The sequence below is a fragment of the Rugosimonospora acidiphila genome (genome assembly GCF_039543385.1).
Taxonomy (GTDB): Bacteria; Actinomycetota; Actinomycetes; order Mycobacteriales; family Micromonosporaceae; genus Rugosimonospora; species Rugosimonospora acidiphila.
On sequence record NZ_BAABJQ010000030.1, the window covers coordinates 44,474 to 66,630 of the forward strand.

Annotated in this window: 20 protein-coding genes; 9 read left to right on the forward strand and 11 right to left on the reverse strand. The window is 73.3% G+C overall.

The genetic code is table 11. The features are described from left to right. Positions 1 to 15: 15 nt before the first annotated feature. From ABEA87_RS34480 to ABEA87_RS34500, 5 genes are all read right to left on the reverse strand, one after another. On the reverse strand, positions 16 to 756 hold the full coding sequence (locus ABEA87_RS34480) for an arsenate reductase/protein-tyrosine-phosphatase family protein (protein WP_345636891.1): 741 nt from the start codon (positions 754 to 756) through the stop codon (positions 16 to 18). A 19-nt stretch (positions 757 to 775) separates the two neighbouring features. Further along, positions 776 to 1,888, reverse strand: a complete 1,113-nt coding sequence (gene wecB, locus ABEA87_RS34485) for a non-hydrolyzing UDP-N-acetylglucosamine 2-epimerase (protein ID WP_345636893.1) — start codon at positions 1,886 to 1,888, stop codon at positions 776 to 778. Between the two features lie 19 nt (positions 1,889 to 1,907). Beyond that, entirely contained in the window at positions 1,908 to 3,143 is a 1,236-nt protein-coding gene (locus tag ABEA87_RS34490; RefSeq protein WP_345637004.1) for a glycosyltransferase family 4 protein, read from the reverse strand. Between the two features lie 89 nt (positions 3,144 to 3,232). Then, positions 3,233 to 4,360: a polysaccharide biosynthesis C-terminal domain-containing protein gene (locus tag ABEA87_RS34495; protein ID WP_345636895.1), complete on the reverse strand. Its 1,128-nt coding sequence runs from the start codon at positions 4,358 to 4,360 to the stop codon at positions 3,233 to 3,235. Further along, positions 4,357 to 5,397: a polysaccharide biosynthesis protein gene (locus ABEA87_RS34500; RefSeq protein WP_345636897.1), complete on the reverse strand. Its 1,041-nt coding sequence runs from the start codon at positions 5,395 to 5,397 to the stop codon at positions 4,357 to 4,359. The genes ABEA87_RS34495 and ABEA87_RS34500 overlap by 4 nt, the downstream gene beginning before the upstream one ends. Before the next feature lie 308 nt (positions 5,398 to 5,705). Between ABEA87_RS34500 and ABEA87_RS34505 the strand changes: the two genes are divergently transcribed. From ABEA87_RS34505 to ABEA87_RS34530, 6 genes are all read left to right on the forward strand, one after another. Beyond that, on the forward strand, positions 5,706 to 6,860 hold the full coding sequence (locus tag ABEA87_RS34505) for an aminotransferase class I/II-fold pyridoxal phosphate-dependent enzyme (protein ID WP_345636899.1): 1,155 nt from the start codon (positions 5,706 to 5,708) through the stop codon (positions 6,858 to 6,860). Positions 6,861 to 6,973: 113 nt separating this feature from the next. Continuing rightward, positions 6,974 to 7,660, forward strand: a complete 687-nt coding sequence (locus ABEA87_RS34510) for a sugar transferase (protein ID WP_345636901.1) — start codon at positions 6,974 to 6,976, stop codon at positions 7,658 to 7,660. Continuing rightward, positions 7,657 to 8,475 carry a GNAT family N-acetyltransferase gene (locus tag ABEA87_RS34515; RefSeq protein ID WP_345636903.1) on the forward strand — a complete coding sequence of 273 codons (819 nt, stop codon included), beginning with the start codon at positions 7,657 to 7,659 and terminating at the stop codon, positions 8,473 to 8,475. Before ABEA87_RS34510 ends, ABEA87_RS34515 begins: the two co-directional genes overlap by 4 nt. 31 nt (positions 8,476 to 8,506) lie before the next feature. After that, entirely contained in the window at positions 8,507 to 9,691 is a 1,185-nt protein-coding gene (locus ABEA87_RS34520; RefSeq protein ID WP_345636905.1) for a lipid II:glycine glycyltransferase FemX, read from the forward strand. 57 nt (positions 9,692 to 9,748) lie between these two features. Next, a complete protein-coding gene (locus tag ABEA87_RS34525) occupies positions 9,749 to 10,951 on the forward strand; it encodes a class I SAM-dependent methyltransferase (RefSeq protein ID WP_345636908.1) in 1,203 nt (400 codons plus the stop codon). A 206-nt stretch (positions 10,952 to 11,157) separates the two neighbouring features. Further along, positions 11,158 to 12,501 carry a lipopolysaccharide biosynthesis protein gene (locus ABEA87_RS34530; protein WP_345636910.1) on the forward strand — a complete coding sequence of 448 codons (1,344 nt, stop codon included), beginning with the start codon at positions 11,158 to 11,160 and terminating at the stop codon, positions 12,499 to 12,501. Here ABEA87_RS34530 and ABEA87_RS34535 read toward each other — a convergent pair. Then, positions 12,464 to 13,162, reverse strand: coding sequence for a class I SAM-dependent methyltransferase (locus ABEA87_RS34535; RefSeq protein WP_345636912.1), 699 nt, complete (start codon positions 13,160 to 13,162; stop codon positions 12,464 to 12,466). The two genes, ABEA87_RS34530 and ABEA87_RS34535, sit on opposite strands and share 38 nt — an antisense overlap. After that, complete coding sequence (locus tag ABEA87_RS34540) at positions 13,159 to 13,920, reverse strand: class I SAM-dependent methyltransferase (RefSeq protein WP_345636914.1); 762 nt, start codon at positions 13,918 to 13,920, stop codon at positions 13,159 to 13,161. The genes ABEA87_RS34535 and ABEA87_RS34540 overlap by 4 nt, the downstream gene beginning before the upstream one ends. Before the next feature lie 60 nt (positions 13,921 to 13,980). Here ABEA87_RS34540 and ABEA87_RS34545 point away from each other — a divergent pair, with 60 nt between their 5' ends. Next, complete coding sequence (locus ABEA87_RS34545; RefSeq protein WP_345636916.1) at positions 13,981 to 14,877, forward strand: glycosyltransferase family 2 protein; 897 nt, start codon at positions 13,981 to 13,983, stop codon at positions 14,875 to 14,877. Here the strand turns inward: ABEA87_RS34545 and ABEA87_RS34550 are convergent. Beyond that, on the reverse strand, positions 14,770 to 16,200 hold the full coding sequence (locus ABEA87_RS34550) for a glycosyltransferase family 4 protein (RefSeq protein WP_345636919.1): 1,431 nt from the start codon (positions 16,198 to 16,200) through the stop codon (positions 14,770 to 14,772). The genes ABEA87_RS34545 and ABEA87_RS34550 overlap by 108 nt on opposite strands. Continuing rightward, positions 16,197 to 17,393: a glycosyltransferase gene (locus tag ABEA87_RS34555; protein WP_345636921.1), complete on the reverse strand. Its 1,197-nt coding sequence runs from the start codon at positions 17,391 to 17,393 to the stop codon at positions 16,197 to 16,199. The genes ABEA87_RS34550 and ABEA87_RS34555 overlap by 4 nt, the downstream gene beginning before the upstream one ends. A gap of 193 nt (positions 17,394 to 17,586) precedes the next feature. On the opposite strand from ABEA87_RS34555, the gene ABEA87_RS34560 reads away from it, so the two are divergent. Further along, positions 17,587 to 19,419, forward strand: a complete 1,833-nt coding sequence (locus ABEA87_RS34560; protein WP_345636923.1) for a polysaccharide biosynthesis protein — start codon at positions 17,587 to 17,589, stop codon at positions 19,417 to 19,419. Between the two features lie 219 nt (positions 19,420 to 19,638). Continuing rightward, positions 19,639 to 20,442 (forward strand): SGNH/GDSL hydrolase family protein, encoded by an 804-nt coding sequence (locus ABEA87_RS34565; protein WP_345636926.1) that lies wholly within the window; start codon positions 19,639 to 19,641, stop codon positions 20,440 to 20,442. A gap of 102 nt (positions 20,443 to 20,544) precedes the next feature. Here ABEA87_RS34565 and ABEA87_RS34570 read toward each other — a convergent pair whose 3' ends face one another. Together ABEA87_RS34570 and ABEA87_RS34575 are read right to left on the reverse strand one after the other, a co-directional pair. Continuing rightward, entirely contained in the window at positions 20,545 to 21,213 is a 669-nt protein-coding gene (locus tag ABEA87_RS34570) for a TetR/AcrR family transcriptional regulator (protein ID WP_345636928.1), read from the reverse strand. Then, a complete protein-coding gene (locus ABEA87_RS34575; protein WP_345636930.1) occupies positions 21,213 to 22,115 on the reverse strand; it encodes a class I SAM-dependent methyltransferase in 903 nt (300 codons plus the stop codon). Before ABEA87_RS34575 ends, ABEA87_RS34570 begins: the two co-directional genes overlap by 1 nt. Positions 22,116 to 22,157: the final 42 nt, after the last annotated feature.

Here is a 22,157-nt window from a genome sequence, read left to right on the forward strand (position 1 = left end):
GGCGCGGACGGGCGGCTACCCGCAGGCCACGATGAGCCGCATCACCGGAGCCAGGGCGGCCTCGATCTGCCCGGCGCACTCGCGAAACGCCACCATCGGCTGGCCGATGGGATCGGCAAGGTCGTCCTCTTCGGGATCGACGGGCTGGAGCCGGCCGCGCGCGCGGGCGGCCGCGGCCACCGCGGCGGCCAGCCGCACGGCCGCGTCCCGGTCGCTGGGCGGGGCGCCACCGCTGCGTCCGTCTACATTGGATGTCTGTCGGGCCGCCGCCGCGAGCCGGGCGAATTGCCGGAGGGTGAAGGTCCGGTGGACGGCGGCCGGAAGCAGGGACACGCACGCGGCCCGTTCCCGGCGCGTGGCGGCCAGTACCAGTCCTGCCTCGGCGAGCACGTCGGTGCTCAGCCGCCGGCTGTGGAAGGCGGTCGGGTCGGCGCCGAGCCCCGCGGCCACCTCGGCGGCGTGCGGGTGCATCCCGTGCCCGGTCAGCGCGTGGGTGCCGGCGCTGGCCACGGCGATCGGGGTGCGCGGGGCGCCGAGTTGGCGGCCCAACATGTCGCGGGCGATGTACTCGGCCATCGGCGAGCGGCACATGTTGGCGTAGCAGACGAACAGGATCCCGGAGGCCAGCGTCGCCGCACCTCCCCGGCCGGCTCGGGGCTGCGACTCCACGGCCGAGTCACGCGGCGCGGCCGGGTCTGGCGGCGGGGCCGAGTTGAGTGGCAGGTGCGTGTCGCGGATGCCCGCGGAAGTAAGCACGGCGGTCCTCGTGGTCGGTCTAGCGCCGGATCCCGGCCCAGTCATGATGGCGGCGTACGGTGGACAAGATGAAGTCGACCACCCGGCGAGAGGTGTCGGCAACCTGATAATCGGCCGGGCAGCGGACCCCCTCGGCGGCGACCTGCTCCACGGTGACCGCGACCGCCTCGATCACGCCCTCGGGTTCCAGGCCGGTCATGATGATGCTGCCGCTGTCCAGCGCCTCCGGGCGCTCGATGGATTCCCGCAGGGTCACCGCCGGGAAGCCGAGGATCGCGGCCTCCTCGCTGATGGTGCCGCTGTCGGACAGCGTGCAGCGGGCGGAGGTCTGTAGCCGTACGTAGTCGAACAGTCCGAACGGCTCGTGGAACGCCACGCCGTCCAGGCTCATGCCGTCGCCGGCCAGCGCCTCCAGCCGCTTGCGGGTACGCGGGTGGGTGGAGACCAGGACCGGCAGGGACCAGGTACCGCGCACCGCGCGCAGGCAGCCGAGCAGGCGGCGCAGCCGGGCGGGGTCGTCCACGTTCTCCTCCCGGTGCGCGCTGACCAGGAAGTAGCCGCCGGGTTCGAGCCCCAGCTGGTCGAGGATGGTCGAGCGTTCGACGTCCGGCCAGTAGTGGTCGAGCACCTCGCGCATGGGCGAGCCGGTGTGCAGGATCCGGCGTGGATGCAGCCCCTCGGCGAGCAGGTTGCGCCGGGCGTGCTCGGTGTACACCAGGTTGAAGTCGGCGATGTGGTCGACCAGCCGGCGGTTGGTCTCCTCGGGCACGTTGAGGTCGAAGCAGCGGTTGCCCGCCTCCATGTGGTACACGGGTACCCGCATCCGGCGCGCCATCAGCGCCGCGATGCAGCTGTTGGTGTCGCCGAGTACCAGCAGGGCGTCCGGCCGCAGGTCGGCGATGGCCTCCTCGATCCCGGTCAGCACCCCGCCCAGCACGCGCCCGAGCGAGCTGGTGTCCACCCGCAGGAAGTGGTCGGGCGGGCGCAGCCGCAGCTCGGTGAAGAAGACGTCGGACAGGTTCGGATCCCAGTTCTGCCCGGTGTGCACGAGCACGTGGTCCACGGTGCTGTCCAGCCTGGACAGCACACGGGACAGCCGGATGATCTCCGGCCGCGTGCCTACCACCGTCATGACCCGGCTCACGCCGCGCTCACACCGCCTCACGCGTGCCGACCTTGGCCAGCATGTCCTCGATCTGGTCGACGCCGACCCGCAGCGACATCCGGTCCTGGTACAGCGCCAGGGCGCGGCGGCCGGTCTCGGCGCGCTGCGCCGGTGGGGTGGCCGCGGCGGTCAGGAACGTCTCGGCCAGCTTCTGCCAGTTTTCCGGGGCGCAGGTGAGTCCGGCGCCGGCGGACTCCACCAGCCGCGCGACGTCGCCGGCCGCCGACGCGATGACCGGCCGGCCGCAGGCCAGGGCGGCCTGGAGCTTGGACGGTACGGTGCCCCGCAACGCCGGCAGGTCGCGCAGGGTGAGCAGTTGGTACTCGGCGGCGGCGTACAGCGAGGCCATCTCCTGCGCGGGGCGGTGCCCGAGGAACCGCACGTTGGTCGCGCGCAGTTGCCGGGCGAGCTGGCGCAGCGCGGGCTCCTGCGTGCCGGAGCCAAGGATCACCAGATCCATCCGGTCGCCGGCCGCGGCCGCCGCCCGCACCGCCGTCTCCACCCGCTGGAACGGGCCCAGGTTGCCGGCGAACATCACGGTGCACCGGTCGCGGTGGCCGATCGCGCGCCGCGCCGCCGCGGTGGCCGGCACCGGGCGGAACAGGTTCTCGTCGGTCCAGTTCAGCACGGTGCGGACCTTGCCGGGATCCGCGCCCCGCTCGATCAGCAGGGCGGCCATCGACGGCGCGATCACGGCTATGCCGGACGCGGCCCGGTACAGCCGGCGCATGCTCGCGGCCAGGGCCCGGTGCAGCGCGGACCCGGCCCGGCCGCCCGGCGCCATGGTCGAGGCGGTGACCGACTCCGGCCACATGTCCTGCACGTGCAGGACGGTCGGGATGCGCCGGGCCAGTTGCAGCAGCCCGGCGGCCGCGTACGCGGTGGGCGGCGGGTGGTACACGTAGATCGCGTCGACGCCGTTGAGGTAACGCAGCCCGGCCAGCGAGCTGGTGGCCGCGAAGGACAGGTAGCTAGCCACCCGGCGGGCGGCGGAGTTGTCGTGGCTCGGGTACGCCGGGACCCGCCGCACCGTGATCGAGCCGGTGGTGGTGCGGTCGTTCCAGCGCTGCCGGTACCCGGCGTAGACCCGGCCCTCGGGGTAGGAGGGGAAGGCGGTGAGCACGCGTACCTCGTGGCCACGGGTGGCCAACTCGCGGGCCAGCTCCCCGGGGATGAAGGCGGGCTCCGGCGGGTACCACTGGGACAGGATGCCCACCCTCATCCGGGCACCGCCGGTGTCCGGCGGCGGCGTGTCCGGTGGGGCGTTCGGCGGCGGGGCGTCGCGTTTGCGTGCCCGGGCCTTGGCCGTGGTCATGCCGCCGCCATCAGTTCGAGCCCGGGTTCGCGTACCGGCTCGGGGTAGGTGTCCGGGTACCGCGGGTCGAAGATCTCGTTGCTCCAGAACAGGGTGAGCAGCTCGTCCCGGCCGGTGTTGGTGATGTTGTGCGCCCACATCGCGGGCATGTCCACCACCACCGGCTCGTCGCCGCTGACCGTGAAGCTGACCACCTCGTCGCCGCCGATGCGGCGCAGCGCGATCTCGGCGCGCCCGCGCATCACCGCGAACCGTTCGACCTTGGCCAGGTGGTAGTGCTCGCCGCGGGTGACGCCGGGCCGGGTGGTGGAGTGGAACGCCTGCCCGCCCGGGCCGTGCACCTTGATCACCTCTACCAGGTCGCCGCGCGCGTCGGCGTGGCGCACCAGCGGGATCGGGTAGTGGGCGGGGAAGCAGTGCGACCGGTACGTGTTGAAAAGTCGCACGTCGTGCCGGTCCCGCAGCGGCGGGATCTCCCCGGCCCGGTAGGTGGCGGCGGCGGTGGCCAGCCAGGCGGCCAGCTCCCGCACCCCTGTGCGCTTGGTCGGCATGGACGCGTCCCAGGCGCCACCGGGCGGTGCGCCGACCAGCCGGGCGGCGGCGTCGAGCGCGTGCACCAGCTCCAGCTCGCGGTCGCCGTGCACGCCGGGCTCGCCCCCGTCGGCCAGCTGCCGGCAGAACGTGGCCACCACCGAGTTGTAGAACGGCCGGCCGTGCTCCCCGTACAGGTTCGGCAGGCGGGCGTCGACAAAGTCGGCCCCCAGGCAGGCGTCGGCCAGGGTGGCCGCGGCGACCGCCTTGGCGTCCCCGTACGCGGTGCCGTTGCCGACCTGGGTCGAGTTGGCGAACACCACCGCCGTGGGCGGCACCGGGCACCGGCGCAGGCCCCGGGCCAGCGCGCCGGCCAGCTCCACGTTGCCGGCGGCCACGTCCTCGTCGCCGCCTCGGTTGACGCCGGCCAGATGCAGTACCCGGTCGACCCCGCTGATCCGGCTCGCGAGCAGCACCGGGTCGGCCAGTTCGGCGCGGCCCAGCACGACCGGTTCGGGCCAGCCCAGCGCGTGCAGCAACACCCGCACGTGCCAGCCCAGGAAGCCGCCGGCTCCGGTGAGGGCGATCTTCACGAGGCCAGCTCCAGCTCGGCGGCCACCAGCTCGTTGTTGACCTCGGGCAGGGTGCGCAACAACCGGACGATCTCCGGTACCGCCAGCCGGGGCGCGTTGGCCGAGTTGAAGGCCGAGGAGCTGGCCCCGGCCGGGTCGCCGTCCGAGACGTACAGCGCGTAGTTGAGGTCGCGGGCGTCCAGGGGTACCCGGAAGAAGTCGCCGAAGTCCTCCGCCTGGGCCAGCTCCTCGCGGCTGGCCAGGGTCTCGTCCAGCTTCTCGCCGTGCCGCACCCCGATCACGTCGAGCTTGGCCGGCACGTCGAACAGCTGGCAGATCGCGGTGGCCAGGTCGCCGATGGTGCAGGCGCTCGCCTTGCGGATGAACACGTCGCCGGCCCGGGCGTGGGTGAACGCGTGCTCCACCAGCTCGACCGAGTCGTCCAGCGACATCAGGAACCGGGTCATCGCGGGATCGGTGACCGTGGGCGCCCGGCCGGCCTTGATCTGCTCGATGAACAGCGGGATGACCGAGCCCCGGGAGCACATCACGTTGCCGTACCGCACGCAGGCGACGGTCGTGCGGCTGCGCGGATTGTTGCGGGCGTGCGCCTGGGCCACCTTCTCCATCAGCGCCTTGCTCATGCCCATCGCGTTGACCGGGTACACGGCCTTGTCGGTGGAGAGCACGACCACCGAGCGCACCCCGTTGACCTGCGCCGCCTCGACGACGTTCGCGCTGCCCAGCACGTTGGTGCGCACGGCCTCCAGCGGGAAGAACTCGCACGACGGGACCTGCTTGAGCGCGGCGGCGTGGAAGATGAAGTCCACCTCCCGGGTGGCCCGCAGCACGGTGTCCGGGTCGCGTACGTCGCCGACGTGGTAGCGCACCCGGTCGTCGCCGAGCCGGCGGCGCATCAGGTCCTGCTTGGCCTCGTCGCGGCTGAGTACCCGCACCTCGCCGATGTCGTGGCCGAGCAGCCGGCGCACCATCGTCTGGCCGAAGGAGCCGGTTCCCCCGGTGATCAATACCCGGCATCCCGCTGGCAGGAAGCTCATTCGCGTACACCTCTGACTGGCTCGACGCCTCTGGCTGGCTCGGCTGGCCGACCCGGTTCCACTACGCGCATTTAGCCAGCGTTTGGGTCAACGACCATCAAAGCAGATAGTTACCTCGAAAGACATAATATCGGGCATCATGGTCGTCAACGGGCGATAGAGGCAGACTGGCCACTGCTCGCCCGATTTTGACCGTAAATGGCGCCGAAACAGACAAGTATCCGGAAAGACGCCATATCCGGGCCGCTGGGCTGATAGAACGCCTTCGGGAGCTACAACGTGTCTTCTGCGGTCGGAGGCCAGATTCCGTGAAGCTTGATGCCCGCCGGGTGTACCTGTCCGCCCCGGACGTCGGCAGCGTCGAAGAGGCCTACGTCATGGACGCTCTGCGCTCGGGCTGGGTCGCGCCGCTCGGTCCGCAGGTGGACGCGTTCGAGCGGGAGGTCGCCGCCCGGGTCGGCCGGGCGCACGCGGTCGCGCTCAGCTCGGGCACCGCGGCGCTGCACCTCGCCCTGCAGACCTACGGCGCGTGCCCCGGCACCGTCGTCATCGTGCCGACGCTCACCTTCGTCGCCACCGCCAACGCCGTGCGCTACACCGGCGCCGAGCCGGTCTTCGTCGACTGCGACCCGGTCAACGGCAACATCGACGTCGGCCTGGTCGCCCAGCTGCTGCGCCAGCTGCGGGTCAGCGGGCGGCGGGTGGCCGCGGTGGTGCCGGTGGACATGTTCGGCGCCTGCGTGGACTACGGCGCACTGCTGCCGGTGTGCGCCGCCGCCTCGGTACCGGTGCTGGAGGACGCGGCGGAGGCGCTCGGCGCCACGTACCTCGGCGCCACCTACCGGGGCCGGCCGGCCGGGTCGTTCGGCCGGGCCGGAATCCTGTCCTTCAACGGCAACAAGATCCTCACCACCTCCGGCGGCGGCATGCTGGTCTGCGACGACCCGCTGCTGGCCGAGCGGGCCCGGTACCTGTCCACGCAGGCGCGGCAGCCGGTGCCGCACTACGAGCACACCGAGGTCGGGTACAACTACCGGCTCAGCAACGTGCTGGCCGCCCTCGGCCGCGCCCAGCTGGTGCGCCTGGACGGCATGTTGGCCCGCCGCCGGCAACTGCGCGAGCGGTACGCGAAACTGTTCGCCTCGGTCCCCGGCGTGCGCCTGCTCGGCGACGGCGATCCGGGGGCGAACTGCTGGCTGACCACGATCCTGGTGGACCCGGAGCGGGCCGGCTGGCAGGCCCGGGACCTGGCCGCCCACCTCGCCGCCGCCGAGATCGAGACCCGACCGCTCTGGAAGCCGATGCACCTGCAGCCGCTGTTCTCCGGCGCGCACGCGCTGATCACGGGTGCGGCGCAGCGGCTGTTCGAGACCGGGCTCGCGCTGCCCAGCGGGTCGGCGCTCGGCGAGGAGCAGCTCGGGCGGGTGTTCGGCGCCATCGGCCAGTTCCTGGACGAACGGTGAGTTCGGCCGGTCCGGCGCACCCCGCCGGACCGCTGAACGCGCCCGCGCCGCCGGCCACGTCGTCGCCGGCCACGTCGTCGCCGGCCACGTCGTCGTCAGTCGCGTCGTCGGGCGTGAACCGCGCGGCGGATGCCGCTGGCGCGCCGGGCACGGCCGCGCCGTCGGGCGTGGGGCCGGCCGGGCTGCCGGCGGCGGTCAAGCGCCTGGTCGACGTCATGCTGGCGGGGCTGGTGTTCGTGCTGGCCGGGCCGATCCTGCTCGTCGCGGCGGGCCTGGTCCGGGTGCGGATGGGCGCCCCGGTGCTGTTCGTCCAGGAGCGGACCGGGCGCTCGATGCGGCACTTCCGGCTGCTCAAGTTGCGCACGATGACCGACGCCCGGGACGCCCAGGGCCGGCTGCTGCCCGACCGCGACCGGGCCCGCCCGCTGGGCGGGTTCCTGCGCCGGTACAGCATCGACGAGCTGCCCCAGCTGATCAATGTGCTGCGCGGCGAGATGAGCCTGATCGGACCGAGGCCGCTGCTGCCCCGGTACGACAGCTGCTACGCCGGCCCCGAGCTGCTGCGCTTCGCGGTGCGCCCGGGCATCACCGGGCTCGCCCAGGTCACCGGGCGCAACGCGGCCAGCTGGAACGACCGGCTCGCGCTGGACGCGCGGTACGTCGCGCAGTGGTCGCTGTGGCTGGATGCCCGGATCGCGCTGCGCACGGTGGGCCGGGTCTTCGCGAGTTCCGGAGTGTCGGCCGACCCGGCCGGCGACATGCTCGACCTGGATGAGGAGAGGGGGATGTCCCGCCCATGATCGGGGAGACGGACATCCAGTCCATTGATGGCCACGACGGCGACGGGCGGCGGGCCGCCGCCCGGCTGCTGGCCGCGTCGGTACCCGTCGAGTGCCAGGGGCTGGTCGCGTACCACGCCACCGGCGCCGACGCGTACCTGGGCGCCGCGTTGTCCCCGGCGCCGGGGCAGCGCACGGTCATCCTGCGCGCGGCCCGGGTCGCCGGCGAGGTGATCGCCGTGGCCGACTGGCGGATCATGCACGCCCAGCTGTTCCTGAACGGCCTGTCGGTGCGCGCCCAGTACCGGGGGCACGGCTACGGCACCCGGCTGCTCGACGACGGGGTGCGGATCGCCCGCGACCTCGGCGTGTCGGCGCTCGGGCTGGACGTCGAGGTGGACAACGTGGGCGCGTACGCGCTCTACCAGAAGCTGGGCTTCGAGGAGATGGGGTACTCGTGGTGGGAGGACGTGCCGACACCGGGGGCCGGGGCGGCGCGCACGCCGCTGCGGATCCTCGACTGGCCGACCTTCCAGGCGCAGCGCGCGGCCTACGGATTCGGGGACCTGTCGGTCCGGCACGGCGACGGCCAGGTGAGCAGGGTGCGCATGGTGGGCAGCGTGCTGCGGGTCGAGCCCGGCGCGACCGGCGCCGGCATCGCGCACGGGCTCGCCGAACTGGTGGCGCCGTCCCGGGTCTACGCGGTGCGGCCCGGCTCCGCGGCCGGCTGCGCCACGGCGTGGTTCGCGCGCTTCGTGCGGATGCGGATGTCGCTGAGCGACCCCGGCCGGGGCCGCGTCGAGTACGGTGAGCGGCGCTCGGCGCGGCGCATCTGACCCCGCCCCGGCAGCGCGACGGAAAGACGAGATGAGATTCGAGATCTACAACGCCCGGGTCCCTCGCGACCGCGAGCGCTGGCAGGCCGTTCACGACGCCTGGCCGACCCGGGAGGTGTTCGCCCACCCGGCCTACGTGGGGCTGTTCGCCGGTGAGGGGCAGGAGGCGCTGGCCGCGTTCGCGGAGACCGACTCCGGCCCGGTGCTGTACCCGTTCGTCCTGCGCCCGGTCGACGCGCCCCACCTCGCCGCGGGGTTGACGCGCCAGCGGCCGATTGACCGCGACGCCTCGTTCCTCGGCCCCGCCAGCGGCCCCACCAGCGGCCGGGAGGGCCCGCCGGCCTTCGACGTGACCAGCGCGTACGGGTACGCCGGGGCGTTCTGCCAGGCCCCGCTGGACGAGCCCGACGCCAAGCAGTTCTGGGTGGCCTTCGACGAGTTCTGCCGGGACCGGCGGGTCGTCTCGGAGTTCACCCGGCTGTCACTGCTCGACGACCAGCGGCTGGCTCACCCCGGCCGGGTCGAGCCCAGGCTCACGAACGTCGTGTGCGACCTGCGGATGCCCGAGGACGCGCAGTGGCGGGGCTTCGACCACAAGGTGCGCAAGAACGTCAACAAGGCCCGGCGCGCCGGCGTGACGGTCGAGGTGGACGAGGTTGGCGCCCGGCTGGACGACTTCCTGCGCGTCTACGCCGGCACCATGGACCGCCGCAGCGCGGCGGACGGCTTCTACTTCCCGCGCGCCTTCTTCGAGACCATCGTCGCCGGGATGCCCGGCCGGTTCGCGTTCTTCCACGCCCTGCACGCGGGGCGCGTGGTCTCCACCGAACTCGTGCTGGTCTCGGCGGACACCCTCTACTCGTACCTGGGCGGGACCGACCGTGACGCGTTCGACCTGCGCCCGAACGACCTGCTGAAGTTCGAGGTCTGCCGGTGGGGGAGGGCGGCCGGCGCGAGCCGGTTCGTGCTCGGCGGCGGGTACGCCCCGGACGACGGGATCTTCCGGTACAAGCGGGCGTTCGCCCCGACCGGGCTGGTGCCGTACTCGGTCGGAACCAGGGTGCTCGACGAGCCCGGGTACGCGCGGCTGCTGGGCGCGCACCATGCCGAGGGGCTGCGCCGCGATCCCGGCTGGCGGCCCGGCCCGGCCTTTTTCCCCGGGTACCGCTGCCCGCTGCCGGACCCCGTCTCCCCGGAAAACGCCCAAGGAGCCTGAAAGACCCTATAGCGTGCTTTACGGGTACCTGTTACTCACGGGGGTTTGGGGCTTCAGGTGGAGCATGCACAGCGTCCCGTCGGGGACGGCGGCCGATCGGATGCCGGGGCGACGACTCTGCGGCCCGCCCGGCCGGGCCGAGCGGGCGAGCAGCGGACGTGGCAGGACCGGCGGCACCCGCCGCCGGTCGGCACCCCGTGCCCGACCTGCCGCACCGGCAGCGACCGGGTCTCCGGAGACTTCGACGGCTACGTCGAGGGCTACCGGGTCTGCGTGCTGGAATGCCCCCGGTGCCTGCTGCGGTTCAGTAGCCGCCTGGACGTACCCGCCGGGCTGTACGACACGATCTACCGGCACACCGGCAAGCTGCCCGGCTACGACCAGCGCGCCGGGTACGCGGCGGCGGTGACCCGCCACCCGCAACCGCTGGACCTGCTCGCCTCCTGCGAGCTGCCCTACTGGTACGTCCGCGATCACGTCCGCCACCGGCTGCGCCCCGGCGCCCGGGTGGTCGACCTCGGCTGCGGCGAGGGGCACCTGACGTACGCGCTGCGCCGGGCCGGTATCGCCTGCGTCGGCGTGGACCTCTCGGCCACCACCGTCGCCCGGGCGCGCACCCGGTTCGGCCACGACGACTGGTTCCTGACCACCGAGGAGTTCGCCGCCCGACCGCCGGAGGCCGTCGACCTGGTCATCGCGCTGGAGCTGATCCAGCACGTCGCGGCGCCGACCCACCTGCTGACCGGCGCGCTGGCGTCGTTGGCCGCCGGGGGCAGCGTGCTGGTGACCACGCCCAACCGGGACGCGAGCCCGGCCCACGCGATCTGGGACACCGACCTGCCGCCGGTACACCTGCTGTGGTTCGGTGTCGGCGCGCTGCGCGAGCTGGCCGCGCAGGTCAACTGCGACGTGGTCTTACCGGCCGTGCCGGGGCGCGTCATCGAGGCGCTGCGGCCCAGCCGGTCGCCGCGCGGCGCCTGGCCGCCGCTGCTGACCGCGTCGGGCGAGCTGTCGATCGCGCTGCGCCGGGAGCGCAGCCTGCCGTGCCGCGCCCGGCGCGGGGTGGCCCGATCCCTGGCGCTGATGTCGCACGCGGTCGACCGCGCCCGGTTCCGCGAGATCCCGGACGCCGGGCGCGGACACCGGCCGGCCACGCTGGCCGCCTGCCTCACGCCCCGGCCCAGGCGCTCGGTCGCACCGCGCCCCCCGGGCGATCCGGATGGCGGGAGCGAGCCCGCTGATCGCCGCCCCCAGGCATGAGCGTCGCGGACGAGCGGGCCGATCCGGTCCCGCCGGCACCGGCCGCCCGGCCGCCGGTACCCCAGCCTCCCCAACCCTTCCAGCCTCCCCAGGCGGCGCTGGCCGATCAGCCGACGGCCGCTGACGCGCCGGCGGTAGCCGATCCGGCGGCGGTAGCTGATCCGCCGACGGTGGCTGACGCGCCGACGGCGGCCGATCCGCCAACGGTGACTGATCCGCCGGCGGTAGCCGACGCGCCCGAGGTGGCCGAGCCGTCGGCGGTTCGGCGGCCGGGCGGATCCCGGCCGGCCCGCCGGCTGCCGCGCCTGCTGTTGCGCCCGCTTGCCGGGCGCGCGTCGACCCTGTTGACCAACGGCGGGCTCCTGGTCGGCGGGCTGCTGTCCAGCGTCCTGGTCTCCCGCGTGCTCGGCCCCGCCGGGCGCGGCCAGTACGTCACCTGGCAGACCTGGGCCTCCACCATCGGCGTGTTCGCGCTGGGCGGGCTGCCGCAGGTGCTCGTGCTCGACGACTGGACGCCCGGCCGGCACAAGCTGCGCGAGCTGGCCACGCCGCTGCTGCTGTCGATCGCCGCGGCGCTGGCGGCCCTCGCCGGGGTCGCGGCGTTCCTGCGCCCGGCGGCGGTGGTGTTCGTCGCCGCGGTGCTCATCGTGCTGGCCAACCAGTTCAGCTCGCTCGGGGCCGCGGAGGCCCAGCGGATGGGCCGGATGAGCGTCGAGTTCAACGCCGCTCGGATCGTGCCGCAGGCCGCTGCCCTGCTGGCCATGGGCGGCCTGCTGGTGGCCGGCTCCACCGGGCTGGCCGGCTGGCTGGTAGCGGTGTCCGTCGCCCAGGCCGCCGCGACCGCGCTGTGGCTGTGGCGCTGCTGCGAGCGCGGGCGGGTGGGCCACATCCCGATCGGCCGTACGCTCGCCGACTCGGTGCGCCTGGCGCCTGGCAACTGGATGACCCAGCTGCAGTACCGGTTCGACCTGCTGGCGGTCACCGCGCTGTTCCGGCCGGAGGTGGTCGCGTTCTACGCGATCGGGGTGGCCGCACAGGGGGCGGTGCTCGCCGCCGGGCAGTCCCGTGGGATGCACTGGTTCTCCCGCCGGCAGGGCGGCACGTTCGCCGCCGGAGCCGGCGCGCTGCGCCGGGAGCTGTGGCGCACCGCCGGCACCTCGCTGGCGGTGGCCGTACCCCTGACGCTGACCGTCCGGCTGTGGATCGGCGGCGCGTACGGGTCGGCGTTCCTGCCCGCCGCGCCGATCGTGGCGGTGCTCTGCGGCGTCGGGGTCATGCAGTCCGTGGACTATCTGCTGGGCCACGAGGCGCTCATCGCCGGGCTGGGCGGCCGGGTCATCCTGCTGCGGGTGCCCGGGCTCGCCGTGGTGGCCGCGGGCTTCGGCCTGGCCATCCTGTGGCACTGGCCGACCACCGGCATCGCGGTGATCCCCGGCGTCGGGTACGCGGTGTCCTCGGTGGTGTTCCTGGCGGCGGCGCGGTCGCGGCGCTCGGCGACGGCGGCGACGGCGGCTACGGGTTGCCGGCCGCCTCGACCCGCCGCGCCTTGATGAGCACCTGCCAGCCGAACAGGTTGGGCCACCGCCGGCGGCCCAGCTCCCGGATCCCGACACAGGTCCGCTCGGGCAGCAGCCTGCGCATCAGCCGCCACAGCGGCACGTCGCCGGAGACGGTCACCAGCTCGACGGCCAGCTCCGGCGCCGTCGCCAGCAGCTGCCGCGCCGCCGTGCGGTACGTGTAGAAGCGCAGGTGCGTCGCGTCGAGGGTGCCGATGTCCCGGTACTCGAACCGTCCCCGCAGGAAGTCCAGCCGGTCGCGCCAGTTCAGCACATTGGGCACCGCTATCACGCAGGTGCCGCCCGGGGCGAGGCTCGGCACCAGCCGGGCGACCAGGGCCGCCGGGTCGCGCAGGTGTTCGAGCACGTGGCTGAAGACCAGGCAGTCGAACTGGATCTTGTCGATCTCCGGCGGCAGCTCCGCCTCGAGGTCGGCGACCCAGCACAGCTCCATGTGCTCGCCGGCCAGCGCGCACTCCTTCGGCGAGCCGGTGATCCCGAAGATCCGCTTGTGCGGGTCGCGCCGCTGCAGCGACGCCGCGTTGTCGCCGGCGCCGCACCCCACGTCCAGCACGGTCACCGCGTCGCGGTCGACGAGGTCGAGCACGGCGGTGTTGCCCCGGTTGCGGTAGACCTTGTCGGCGACCTCGATCACCACTGGCCGCCCTGGACCGGGCGCCACAGTTGGCTGCGCAGCATCTCGCCGGGGCTGTACAGCGGCGTGGGCGCCGGAATCCGCAGCACCTCCCGGACCGGTGCGCAGCCGAACGGGGACAGCTCGATGTCCACCCACGAGCCGGTGTCCAGCCGGGTGTCCGGCCCGTGCGGCTTGTCGCGGTTCGGTTCCCGGGCGCGGTCGGGGGCCGGCACGTGCTCGGTCACCACCACCAGCGGGTACCGGCGGCACCGGTCCAGGATCGCGGTGATCTGAGCGTTGGACAGGTGCTGGAGCACCTGGCGGATGAGGCACACGTCGGCCTCGGGCAGGTCGTCGTTCGCCGCGTCGAGCAGCGAGAAGTTCACCCCCGGCCGGCCGTGCGCCTGAAGGTTGCGCGAGATCAGATCCGGTACGACGTCCACCCCCTCGTACCGCTCCAGGGCGTCGACGAACATGGACGCCACCCGGAAGTCGCCGCAGCCGATGTCGACGGCGCTGCGCGCCCCGCTGTCCTCGATGAGCCGCCGGATGAAGTCCGCGTAGCGCATCGGGGCGTCGCCGCGCGAACCGGTGCCGGAGTCGAAGCGGTCGCCGAGGCCCCACTGCCGGGCGGCGTAGACCTCCGAGAAGACCTCCTGGGCCGACCGGGAGGCGTTGCGCTGGCGCAGCCGGGCCAGCCGGGCCGCGGCCACCCAGTTGCGGACGGGCGCCGGGGTGCGCTCGGCGACCTGGTGCCGCCACTTTTCATACGACATCGAACCTCTTAGCGTCATCTGGGCGTTGTATCCGTATTCTAGGCTAACGTGGGTACCTTGATGACGCGCTCGGAAAGGCCGGTGCCCCGGTCGACCTCGGTAGTCGTGCACTACGGCGATGTCGAACCGACCCTCCGGCTGGCCAACCATCTCGCGGACTTCGACACCGACGTCGTCGTCGTGGCCAACGACGGCGCCGCCCGCCCGGACGCGCTGCGGTCGGCGGTGGAGTGGCTGGTGCCCGGGCGCAACCTCGGTTACGGCGAGGCGTTCACGACGGCCGTACGCGGGCGCCGCACCGAGGCGATGGTGCTGCTCAACAACGACATCGCGCTGCCCCGGGACACCTTCGAACGCTGCCTGGACGTGCTGCTCGCCGACCAGAGTGCCGGCATCGTCGGGCCGGTGCTGCGGCACGAGGACAACACCCTGCAGTCCGGGGCGGCCTGGCTGACCCGCTGGCGCCGGGTACCCAAGGTGCTGGTCGACCCGGGCCCGGTCACGGTCGAGTGCGCCTGGGTCACCGGGGCGGTGATGTTCATTCGCCGGGAGGTGGCCGACGGCGTCGGCATGGACGGCTCGTTCTTCCTCGGCGCCGAGGACGCCGACCTGTGCATCCGCGCCCGGCGCGCCGGCTGGCGGATCTTGTGCTGCGGCGACGCGGTGGCCACCCACCACGGGTCCCGGGTGATCGGCGCGCGGTGGAACTACTACTCCACGCGCAACCGGGTCTGGTACACCCGGTCGTGCTTCGGCCTGGGCCCGGCCATGCTCAACTGGCTGAGCGCGGCGGCGCTGCTGCCCCGGGTGGCGCTGGCCGACCTGGTCAAGCGCGGCGACATGACCGCGTCACGGCTGTGCCTGCTGGCCCTCGCGCACGCCTGGTGGCGCAAGCCGACCGCCGCCGAGGGTCCGCTCGCGGGGGAGCCCCTGCCCGACCGGCTGCTGCGCTCCTGACCGCCGGCCGGCCGTCCACCCCGGTGCGCCGGCCTCGCGCGCACCGCGCGCACCGCCGGCCCCGTGCGGATCGCCGGCCCCGTGCGGATCGCCGGTCCCCACCCGCCCACCCGGGCCGCGGCCCAGCAGGTCGTCGTAGACGTCGGTGAAGCGGCGCAGGGCGACCCGCGAGGAGAACAGGCTCAGGCAGCGCTCCCGCCCCCGGCGGCCGAAGTCGCAGCCCGGGTCGGACAGCACCCGCAGCGTGCGGTCGGCGACCGCCGCGGCGACCCCGCCGGCCGGCGACTGCGGCACCAGCCATCCGGTCGCCCCGTCCCGCACGGTCTCCCGGCTGCCGGCCGTCTCGGTGGACACCACCGGCAGCCCGCAGGCCATCGCCTCCAGCACGGTCATCCCGAGTCCCTCCTCGTGCGAGGTCTGCAGGAACACCGACGCGCCCCGGTACAGCTCGACGAGTTCGTCCGGGCGCACGTCGGCCAGTACCCGTACCCGCGCGCCCAGGTCGAGCCCGGCCACCAGTTCGCGCAGCGGCCCGGGCAGCGCTCCCCGGCCGGCGATCACCAGGTCCGGGGTGGGCTCGTGGCGGCGCACCAGGGCGGCGTAGGCGTGGATCATCCGGTCCAGGCCCTTGCGCGGGTCGCCGAGCCGGCACACCGAAAGCAGGTGGCCGTCGGGGCGCCACGGCCGGTCGGCGGGGGCGAACAGCGTCGTGTCCACCCCGGGTGCGGCCTTGATCACGCGGGCCGGCCCGGCGCCGCGTACCCAGTCGTACATGGCCGCGTTCTCCACCAGTACGGCGTCGACCCGGGCCAGGGCCGTGCGCTCGATCCGCGTGGTGCACCGGGTCATGGCCGCACGCCAGCCGCGCAGCGGCAGGGGCTGGCCGGTGCGCTGCGACTCCCGCTCCCAGCAGGCCCGCGAGGCGACCTGCAGCACCACGGGCACCCCGGCCCCGGCGACGGCCGCCGCCCACGCCGGCCCGCCGGCCACCACCTGCACCAGGTCGTACCCGCGCAGCACCTCGGTCAGCTCGTGGCGTGGCCGGTACCGCATGAACTCGACCTCGACCGCGTTGGCGCCCCAGCGGTGCTCGCGCGCGTCCCCGCGCGGGCCGGCATCCCCGCCGTCGAGGCTGCGGCGCAGCCAGGAGCCCGGTGCGGCCAGGCGCCGGCTGTGCCGGTCCCGGCTGGAGGTGGCCAGGCTGTGCACGTCCACGCGGTACTCGCCGGTGGAGCGCAGCCCGTCGCGCAGCCAGCGGGTCACCGTGCCGACCCCGCCGGTGGTGTCGAACCCGTGGGTGACGAGCGCGATCCGCGCGCTCACGTCGCGGCCGGCCACAGCGCCCGCCGGACCTGCTCGACGATGTTGACCTCACGCCCCCGGGTCTGTTCGCGCCACTGCCGGTACGCCGCCCCGGCGCACTGCCGGGCGAGCAGGCGCTGCGGCGGGCTCATGGCCACCACGCGCTGCATCGCTTCGGCCAGGCCGGCGACCGTCAGGTCGCGCACCACCGTCCCGCCCCCCTTGTCCAGCACGTCCGTCCACGGGGTCTGGTCGGAGCAGATCACCGGGCAGGACGCGGAGAGGCTCTCCGCGATCACGTGCCCGAAGTTCTCGCCGAGGGTCGGGAAGACGAAGGCGTCGTAGCGGCTGAAGGTCTGCCGGACGGCCTCCGGTGCCAGCTCGCCCCGGTACCTGACCCGGATCGGGGCGGGCAGCGACTCGGTCAGCCGCTGGCAGCGCGCCCAGTATCGGGCGTCCTCGAGCGGCCCGTAGATGTCCAGGTCGACCCGCCCCCGCAGGGCCGGCAGCGCGCGCAGGACCAGTTCCAGGTTCTTCTTCGCGGTGATCCGGCTGATGAAGACGAGGCGGGCCGGGCCGTCGACGGTGTCCGTCGCCGGTACCGGCTCGACCGGCAGTGAACTCTGATCCTGGTTGATCTCGACCCGCGCCCAGGGGCAGACGGACCTGATGTCGTCGGCCTCGCGGTTGGTGGAGGCGTGCCACACCACGTCCGCCCGCCGCAGGTACGACCCCCACCACCTCAGGAACAGCCGCTTCTTGCCGGCCTTGAGGGCCAGCGCGCCGGGCGACAGCTCGCCGCGCGGCGCGATGAGGATCCGGGTGGCGTGGATCAGCCCGAGCCGTGCGGCGAGCACCGGCATCACCGTGTACGTCGGGGCCCAGAGGCTGTTGAGGTACAGCAGGTCGAAGCGCTCGCCGCGAAGCTCGCGCCACAGCCGCAGCCACTGGTCGGGCCGGCCGGTGTTGAGGTAGAAGACGCGGGCGCGGGGGCGGCTGACCCAGCGGCCGGACAGCCCCGGGTACGGCTCGGGGGAGCCCAGGTCGCGATCCCGGGTGACCAGCGACAGGGCGGTGTTCTCCGGCAGCGTGTCGAGGATGTGCGCCATCGACCGGACCGGGCCGCCGCCGCGGAAGCCGGGCTCGAAGGCGCCACACGTGCTCAGCACCCGGAACCCGGGCCCGTCGAGGCCGGATCGGGACACTGCGTCCATCGGGTCCTCCCGTCGTCGAGGCACCCCGTTCAACGAGACGACGCCCCAAAAGTGACTGAAGCCCCTTATAGGCCCCGTAATTCCTCAAAGCCGCTAGAGTGGTTCATACGTCCTTTTCAGGCGAAATCAGACATGTTTCGTATGGGTCTGCCGTCGTTCGATTAATCGGCATTGATCGACCAGGAGCACGTGCATGCAGGTCATCGCGCCCGTCGCCACCCGTCCTTCGGGCGCGGCCCGCCCCCGAACGGAGTCGTGGCGCCGGACATCGACGCTGTTCATCGCCGACACGGCAGCCTGGATCGGCGGCTTCCTTCTGGCCGCGTGGGCCCGGTTCGAGTTCGACCTGAGCAGCCACGTGGTACCCGTGCTCCTCGGCGGCCTGGTCGCCGCCGTGCTGTACCTGGCGGCGGCGACCGCGCTGCGGGCGCGCCGGGGCCGGGACCCCCTGGGCAGCCTGCAGGAGGCCCGGTCGCTGGCCGTTACGGCCGCCGGCACCGCCCTGGTGATGCTGTGCGCCGTCGTACCGCTGGGGGAGCGGCCGGTCCCGGCCAGCACCCCGGCGCTGGGCGCGGCCGTGGCGCTGCTGCTCATGCTGTCCGTTCGCGCGATGTACCGGCACCACCAGGACCGGCTGCTGCGGCCCGACGCCAACTCGGCGCGCCCGGTCCTGCTGTTCGGCCTCGGCTCGGCGGGTCGCGGCCTGCTGCGCGCCATGGTCTCCGACCCGCACGGCGGGTACCTGCCGGTGGGGCTGCTCGACGACGACCCCGGCAAGCGGCAGCTGCGCATCGACGGCGTGCGCATGCTCGGCGGCCGGCGCGACGTGGTGTCCGCGGTCGAACAGACCGGCGCCAGCACGGTGATCCTCTCGGTCAGCAACGCCGACGCCGAGCTCATCGGCGAGGTGCGCACGCAGACCCTGCGCGCCGGCGCGCAGTTCAAGGTGGTGCCTCCGGTGCGCGAACTGGTCAACCACCGGATCAGCGTCGCGGACGTCCGGGACGTGAGCATCGATGACCTGCTCGGGCGCAGGCACGTGGTGGCCGACCTGGCCTGCGACGCCGGGCTGGCCGGGCGCCGGGTGCTGGTGACCGGAGCGGGCGGCTCCATCGGCTCCGAGCTGTGCCGGCAGATCATGCGGGCCAACCCGGGCGAGTTGATGATGCTCGACCGGGACGAGTCCGCGCTGCACAGCCTGCAGATGTCGCTGTCCGGCCGGGCGCTGCTCGACGGCCCCGAGCTGATCCTCGCCGACCTGCGCGACGGGGCGGGCATAGCCCGGATCTTCGCCGACCGTCGACCGGACGTGGTGTTCCACGCGGCCGCGCTCAAGCACCTCACGCTGCTGCAGAGGCATCCGGCGGAGGCCGTCAAGACCAACGTCTGGGGCACGCTGAACGTCCTGGAGGCGTGCCGCGACGTGGCGAGGTTCGTGAACATCTCCACCGACAAGGCGGCGAACCCGGTCAGCGTGCTGGGCTACTCCAAGCGGATCACCGAGCGCCTGACCGCGCACGCGGCGGAGGCGGCGGACGGCACGTTCCTGAGCGTGCGCTTCGGCAACGTGCTGTCCAGCCGCGGCTCCGTGGTCACCGCGTTCCGGGCGCAGATCGAGGCGGGACTGCCGATCACCGTCACCCATTCCGAGGTGACCCGGTACTTCATGACCGTCCAGGAGGCCGTGCACCTCGTCCTGCAGGCGGCGGAGATCGGGCGGGACGGCGAGGCGCTGGTACTCGACATGGGCCGGCCGGTCAGCATCGACAGCGTGGCGCGGCAACTCGCCGCCCTGAGCCCCGGCCCCGCCCAGATCGTGTACACCGGCCTGCGGCCGGGCGAGAAGCTGCACGAGGACCTGTTCGGCGAGGGCGAGGACGACGTGCGCCCGCTCCATCCGCTGATCTCGCACGTCTCGGTACCCGTGCTGGATCCGCGGGAGGTCGTCGACCTCGATCCGTTCGCCGAGCCGGAGAAGCTGATCCATCAGCTGGCGTGGCTGTGCGGGCAGCCGCCCCGCCCCTAGCGGGCGACGTCGGCGGCCGAAGCGTTCACGGCGGCGCGGGCGGGTGGACGACCAACGTTCATCGGTGATGGAAACGTTGTGTGGTAAGGGTTTGCGGGCCAGCGGCGAACGGCTCCCGCCCGGTTCGGCGAAGATCGCAAATAGTTGGCCGGAGGCCTTCCTTCCGAATTGATCAGATGTTATCTATACGGCACCGGTCTCCATCCCCCAGGAGGACAAGTGCGAAGCACGCGTCTGGTCACCCTTGCCATCGGCGTCGCCACGGCCACCGTCGCCGCGCTGGCCATGGCCGTTCCCGCGCAGGCGGCCACCGCCGTCCACTACGTCGCCCTCGGCGACTCCTACGCGTCCGGCCTCGGCTCTGGCAGCTACATCAGCTCCAGCGGCTCGTGCGACCGCAGCACCAAGGCCTACTCGGCGTTGTGGGCGGCGGCCCACGCCCCCGCCTCCTACACCTCGGTCGCCTGCTCCGGGGCGACCACCGCCACCGTCATCAACTCCCAGCTGTCGGCGCTGAGTTCCAGCACCACGCTGGTGAGCGTCACGGTGGGCGGCAACGATGTCGGGTTCTCCAACATCATGAAGACCTGCGCGCTGCAGGGTACCGACGCGTGCGTCAGCGCCGTGCAGAGCGCGGAGAACTCCGCCCAGTCGACGCTGCCGGGCCTGCTCAACAACGTCTACAACGGGATCCGTTCGCACGCGCCCAGCGCGCGCGTGGTGGTCCTGGACTACCCGGTCTTCTACCAGCTCGGCACGACCTGCATCGGGCTGAGCGCCACCTCCCACTCGAAGATCGACGAGGGCATCAACCTGCTCGACGGCATCCTGAGCACGGCCGCGTCCCAGCACGGCTTCACCTTCGGCGACGTGCGCTCGAAATTCGTCGGGCACCAGCTCTGCGCCAGCGGCACCAACTGGCTGCACTCCCTGAACATCCTCGACATCAGCGAGTCGTACCACCCGACCGCAGACGGCCAGTCCGGCGGCTTCCTGCCGGTGTTCACCTCCGCCGCCGGCTGATCATCCCGCCGGCGCCGTCCGGCGTCCGCCCACTCAGATCATGGTGGCGATCCCACCCTCCGGGGGAGGTTCGCCACCATGATCTCGAATGGACGGTCGGGGTCAGGCCTGTCCGGGTCCGATCAGCGGGCCGACCAGGTCGGCGACGGCGTGCACGAACGCGTCGTTGTCGACCGTCCCGTCCCAGGCGGTCTGCAGCATGAGCCCCTGGTAGATGGCGATGAGCACCCGGGCCAGGGCGTCGGGGTCGAGCGTGGCGGGCAGGCCGCCGTCGCGCTGCGTCGAACGGATCACCCTGGCCGCGAACTCCTGGAACCGCTCGACGCCGCCGAGCACCAGCGCGTCGATGGCGGGGGAGCGCAGCGCCTCGGCCCAGACCTGCACGCCCAGCCGCAGGTCGGCGGCGGACTCGGGCGCCCCGATCGCGCGCAGCATGTCGAGGTAGGCGGGCAACGCCGCCGCGGTGGCCCGCTCCGCCGGGTGTTTCCTCGCGGAGTCGCTGGTCGCGGAGTCGCTGGTCGCGGGGTTGTCGGTCGCTGAGTCGCCGGTCAGCAGCGCCGCGCGGTGCTCGTGCCACTGCCCGACGATCGCCGCTATCACCTCGTCCTTGCTCGCGAAGTAGCGGTACACCAGGCCGGCGCTGATCCCGGACTCACGGACGATGTCCTGCATCGAGGTGCGGTGGAACCCGTCGCGGGCGAAGCACGCCGCCGCCGCGTCCAGGATTTCGCGGCGGCGGGCCTGCCGGTGCGCGTCGCTGACCTTCGGCACTATCGGACCTCCGCCTCGGCGACGCGGTAGAACTCGGCGGTCGGCTCGTCGCGCCCCAGCGGGGCCAGGTACCGCACGGCGGCCTCGCGGGTGGACAGGTCCGACATCAGTACGAGCCCCCGGTGCGTCAGGTACCCGGGCAGTTCGTCGGGGTGGAAGCCGAACGTCCACGGCTCACCGGCGTCGCGTACCGAGTCGCGCCACCGCTCGAATCCGGCGAACCGTCCGGTGCCGTCCAGGGCGGCCCGGTCGACATAGGTGAAGATGATCCGGCTGCCGGGTCCGGTGGTGCCGGCCAGCAGGCGCAGCGTGGCGTCCACCGCCTCGGCGGTGAGGTAGTTGGTCACGCCCTCCCAGATCACCACCGTGCGCTGGGCGCTGGCGAAGCCCGCCCGTCGCAGCGCCGCTCCGAGGTCGTCGTGCAGCAGGTCGACCGGGACGAAGTGGACGTGCGACATCCTCCCCGCCGGCAGCCGACCGCGCAGCAGCCGCCGCTTGGCCGCCTGCGTCGCGGGGTGATCGACCTCGAAGACCGTGGTGGTGCTCGCCGCCGGTAGCCGGTACGCCCGGCTGTCGTACCCGGCGCCGAGCAGCAGGAGCTGGCACGACCGGTCTGGGTCGCCAGCCGTGCCGGCCAGGGCCTCGGTCACGAGGTCGTCGATGAGCCGGGTGCGCACCACGGCGGAGGCGCGGGGGCCACCGTTCCACCGCCCGTCGATGTACCGCTCCAGGCGCCGACCGAGCGGCGCGACGGCGGCCAGCCGGGCCACCAGCCGGTACTGCCCGGTCAGGAACGCCGCCGCGTACGGGTCGTCGAACAGCCGGTCGCCGCGCCGGCGCGACTCCAGGGCCCGGAACAGTGCCACGTGCTCGGCGGTGCGGCTCGCCCGATCGGCATCCATGCCGCGAAGTTTAATGAATGAGCGCTCATTTTCGATACCGGT

Excerpts from the sequence above, each read along its gene's own strand:
- ABEA87_RS34540 (WP_345636914.1), bottom strand. The coding sequence starts at position 13,920 with ATGTCGTATGAAAAGTGGCGGCACCAGGTCGCCGAGCGCACCCCGGCG.
- ABEA87_RS34545 (WP_345636916.1), top strand. The coding sequence starts at position 13,981 with ATGACGCGCTCGGAAAGGCCGGTGCCCCGGTCGACCTCGGTAGTCGTG.
- ABEA87_RS34560 (WP_345636923.1), top strand. The coding sequence starts at position 17,587 with ATGCAGGTCATCGCGCCCGTCGCCACCCGTCCTTCGGGCGCGGCCCGC.
- ABEA87_RS34500 (WP_345636897.1), bottom strand. The coding sequence starts at position 5,397 with ATGAGCTTCCTGCCAGCGGGATGCCGGGTATTGATCACCGGGGGAACC.
- ABEA87_RS34555 (WP_345636921.1), bottom strand. The coding sequence starts at position 17,393 with ATGGACGCAGTGTCCCGATCCGGCCTCGACGGGCCCGGGTTCCGGGTG.
- ABEA87_RS34520 (WP_345636905.1), top strand. The coding sequence starts at position 8,507 with ATGAGATTCGAGATCTACAACGCCCGGGTCCCTCGCGACCGCGAGCGC.
- ABEA87_RS34490 (WP_345637004.1), bottom strand. The coding sequence starts at position 3,143 with ATGAGGGTGGGCATCCTGTCCCAGTGGTACCCGCCGGAGCCCGCCTTC.
- wecB (WP_345636893.1), bottom strand. The coding sequence starts at position 1,888 with ATGACGGTGGTAGGCACGCGGCCGGAGATCATCCGGCTGTCCCGTGTG.
- ABEA87_RS34575 (WP_345636930.1), bottom strand. The coding sequence starts at position 22,115 with ATGGATGCCGATCGGGCGAGCCGCACCGCCGAGCACGTGGCACTGTTC.
- ABEA87_RS34515 (WP_345636903.1), top strand. The coding sequence starts at position 7,657 with ATGATCGGGGAGACGGACATCCAGTCCATTGATGGCCACGACGGCGAC.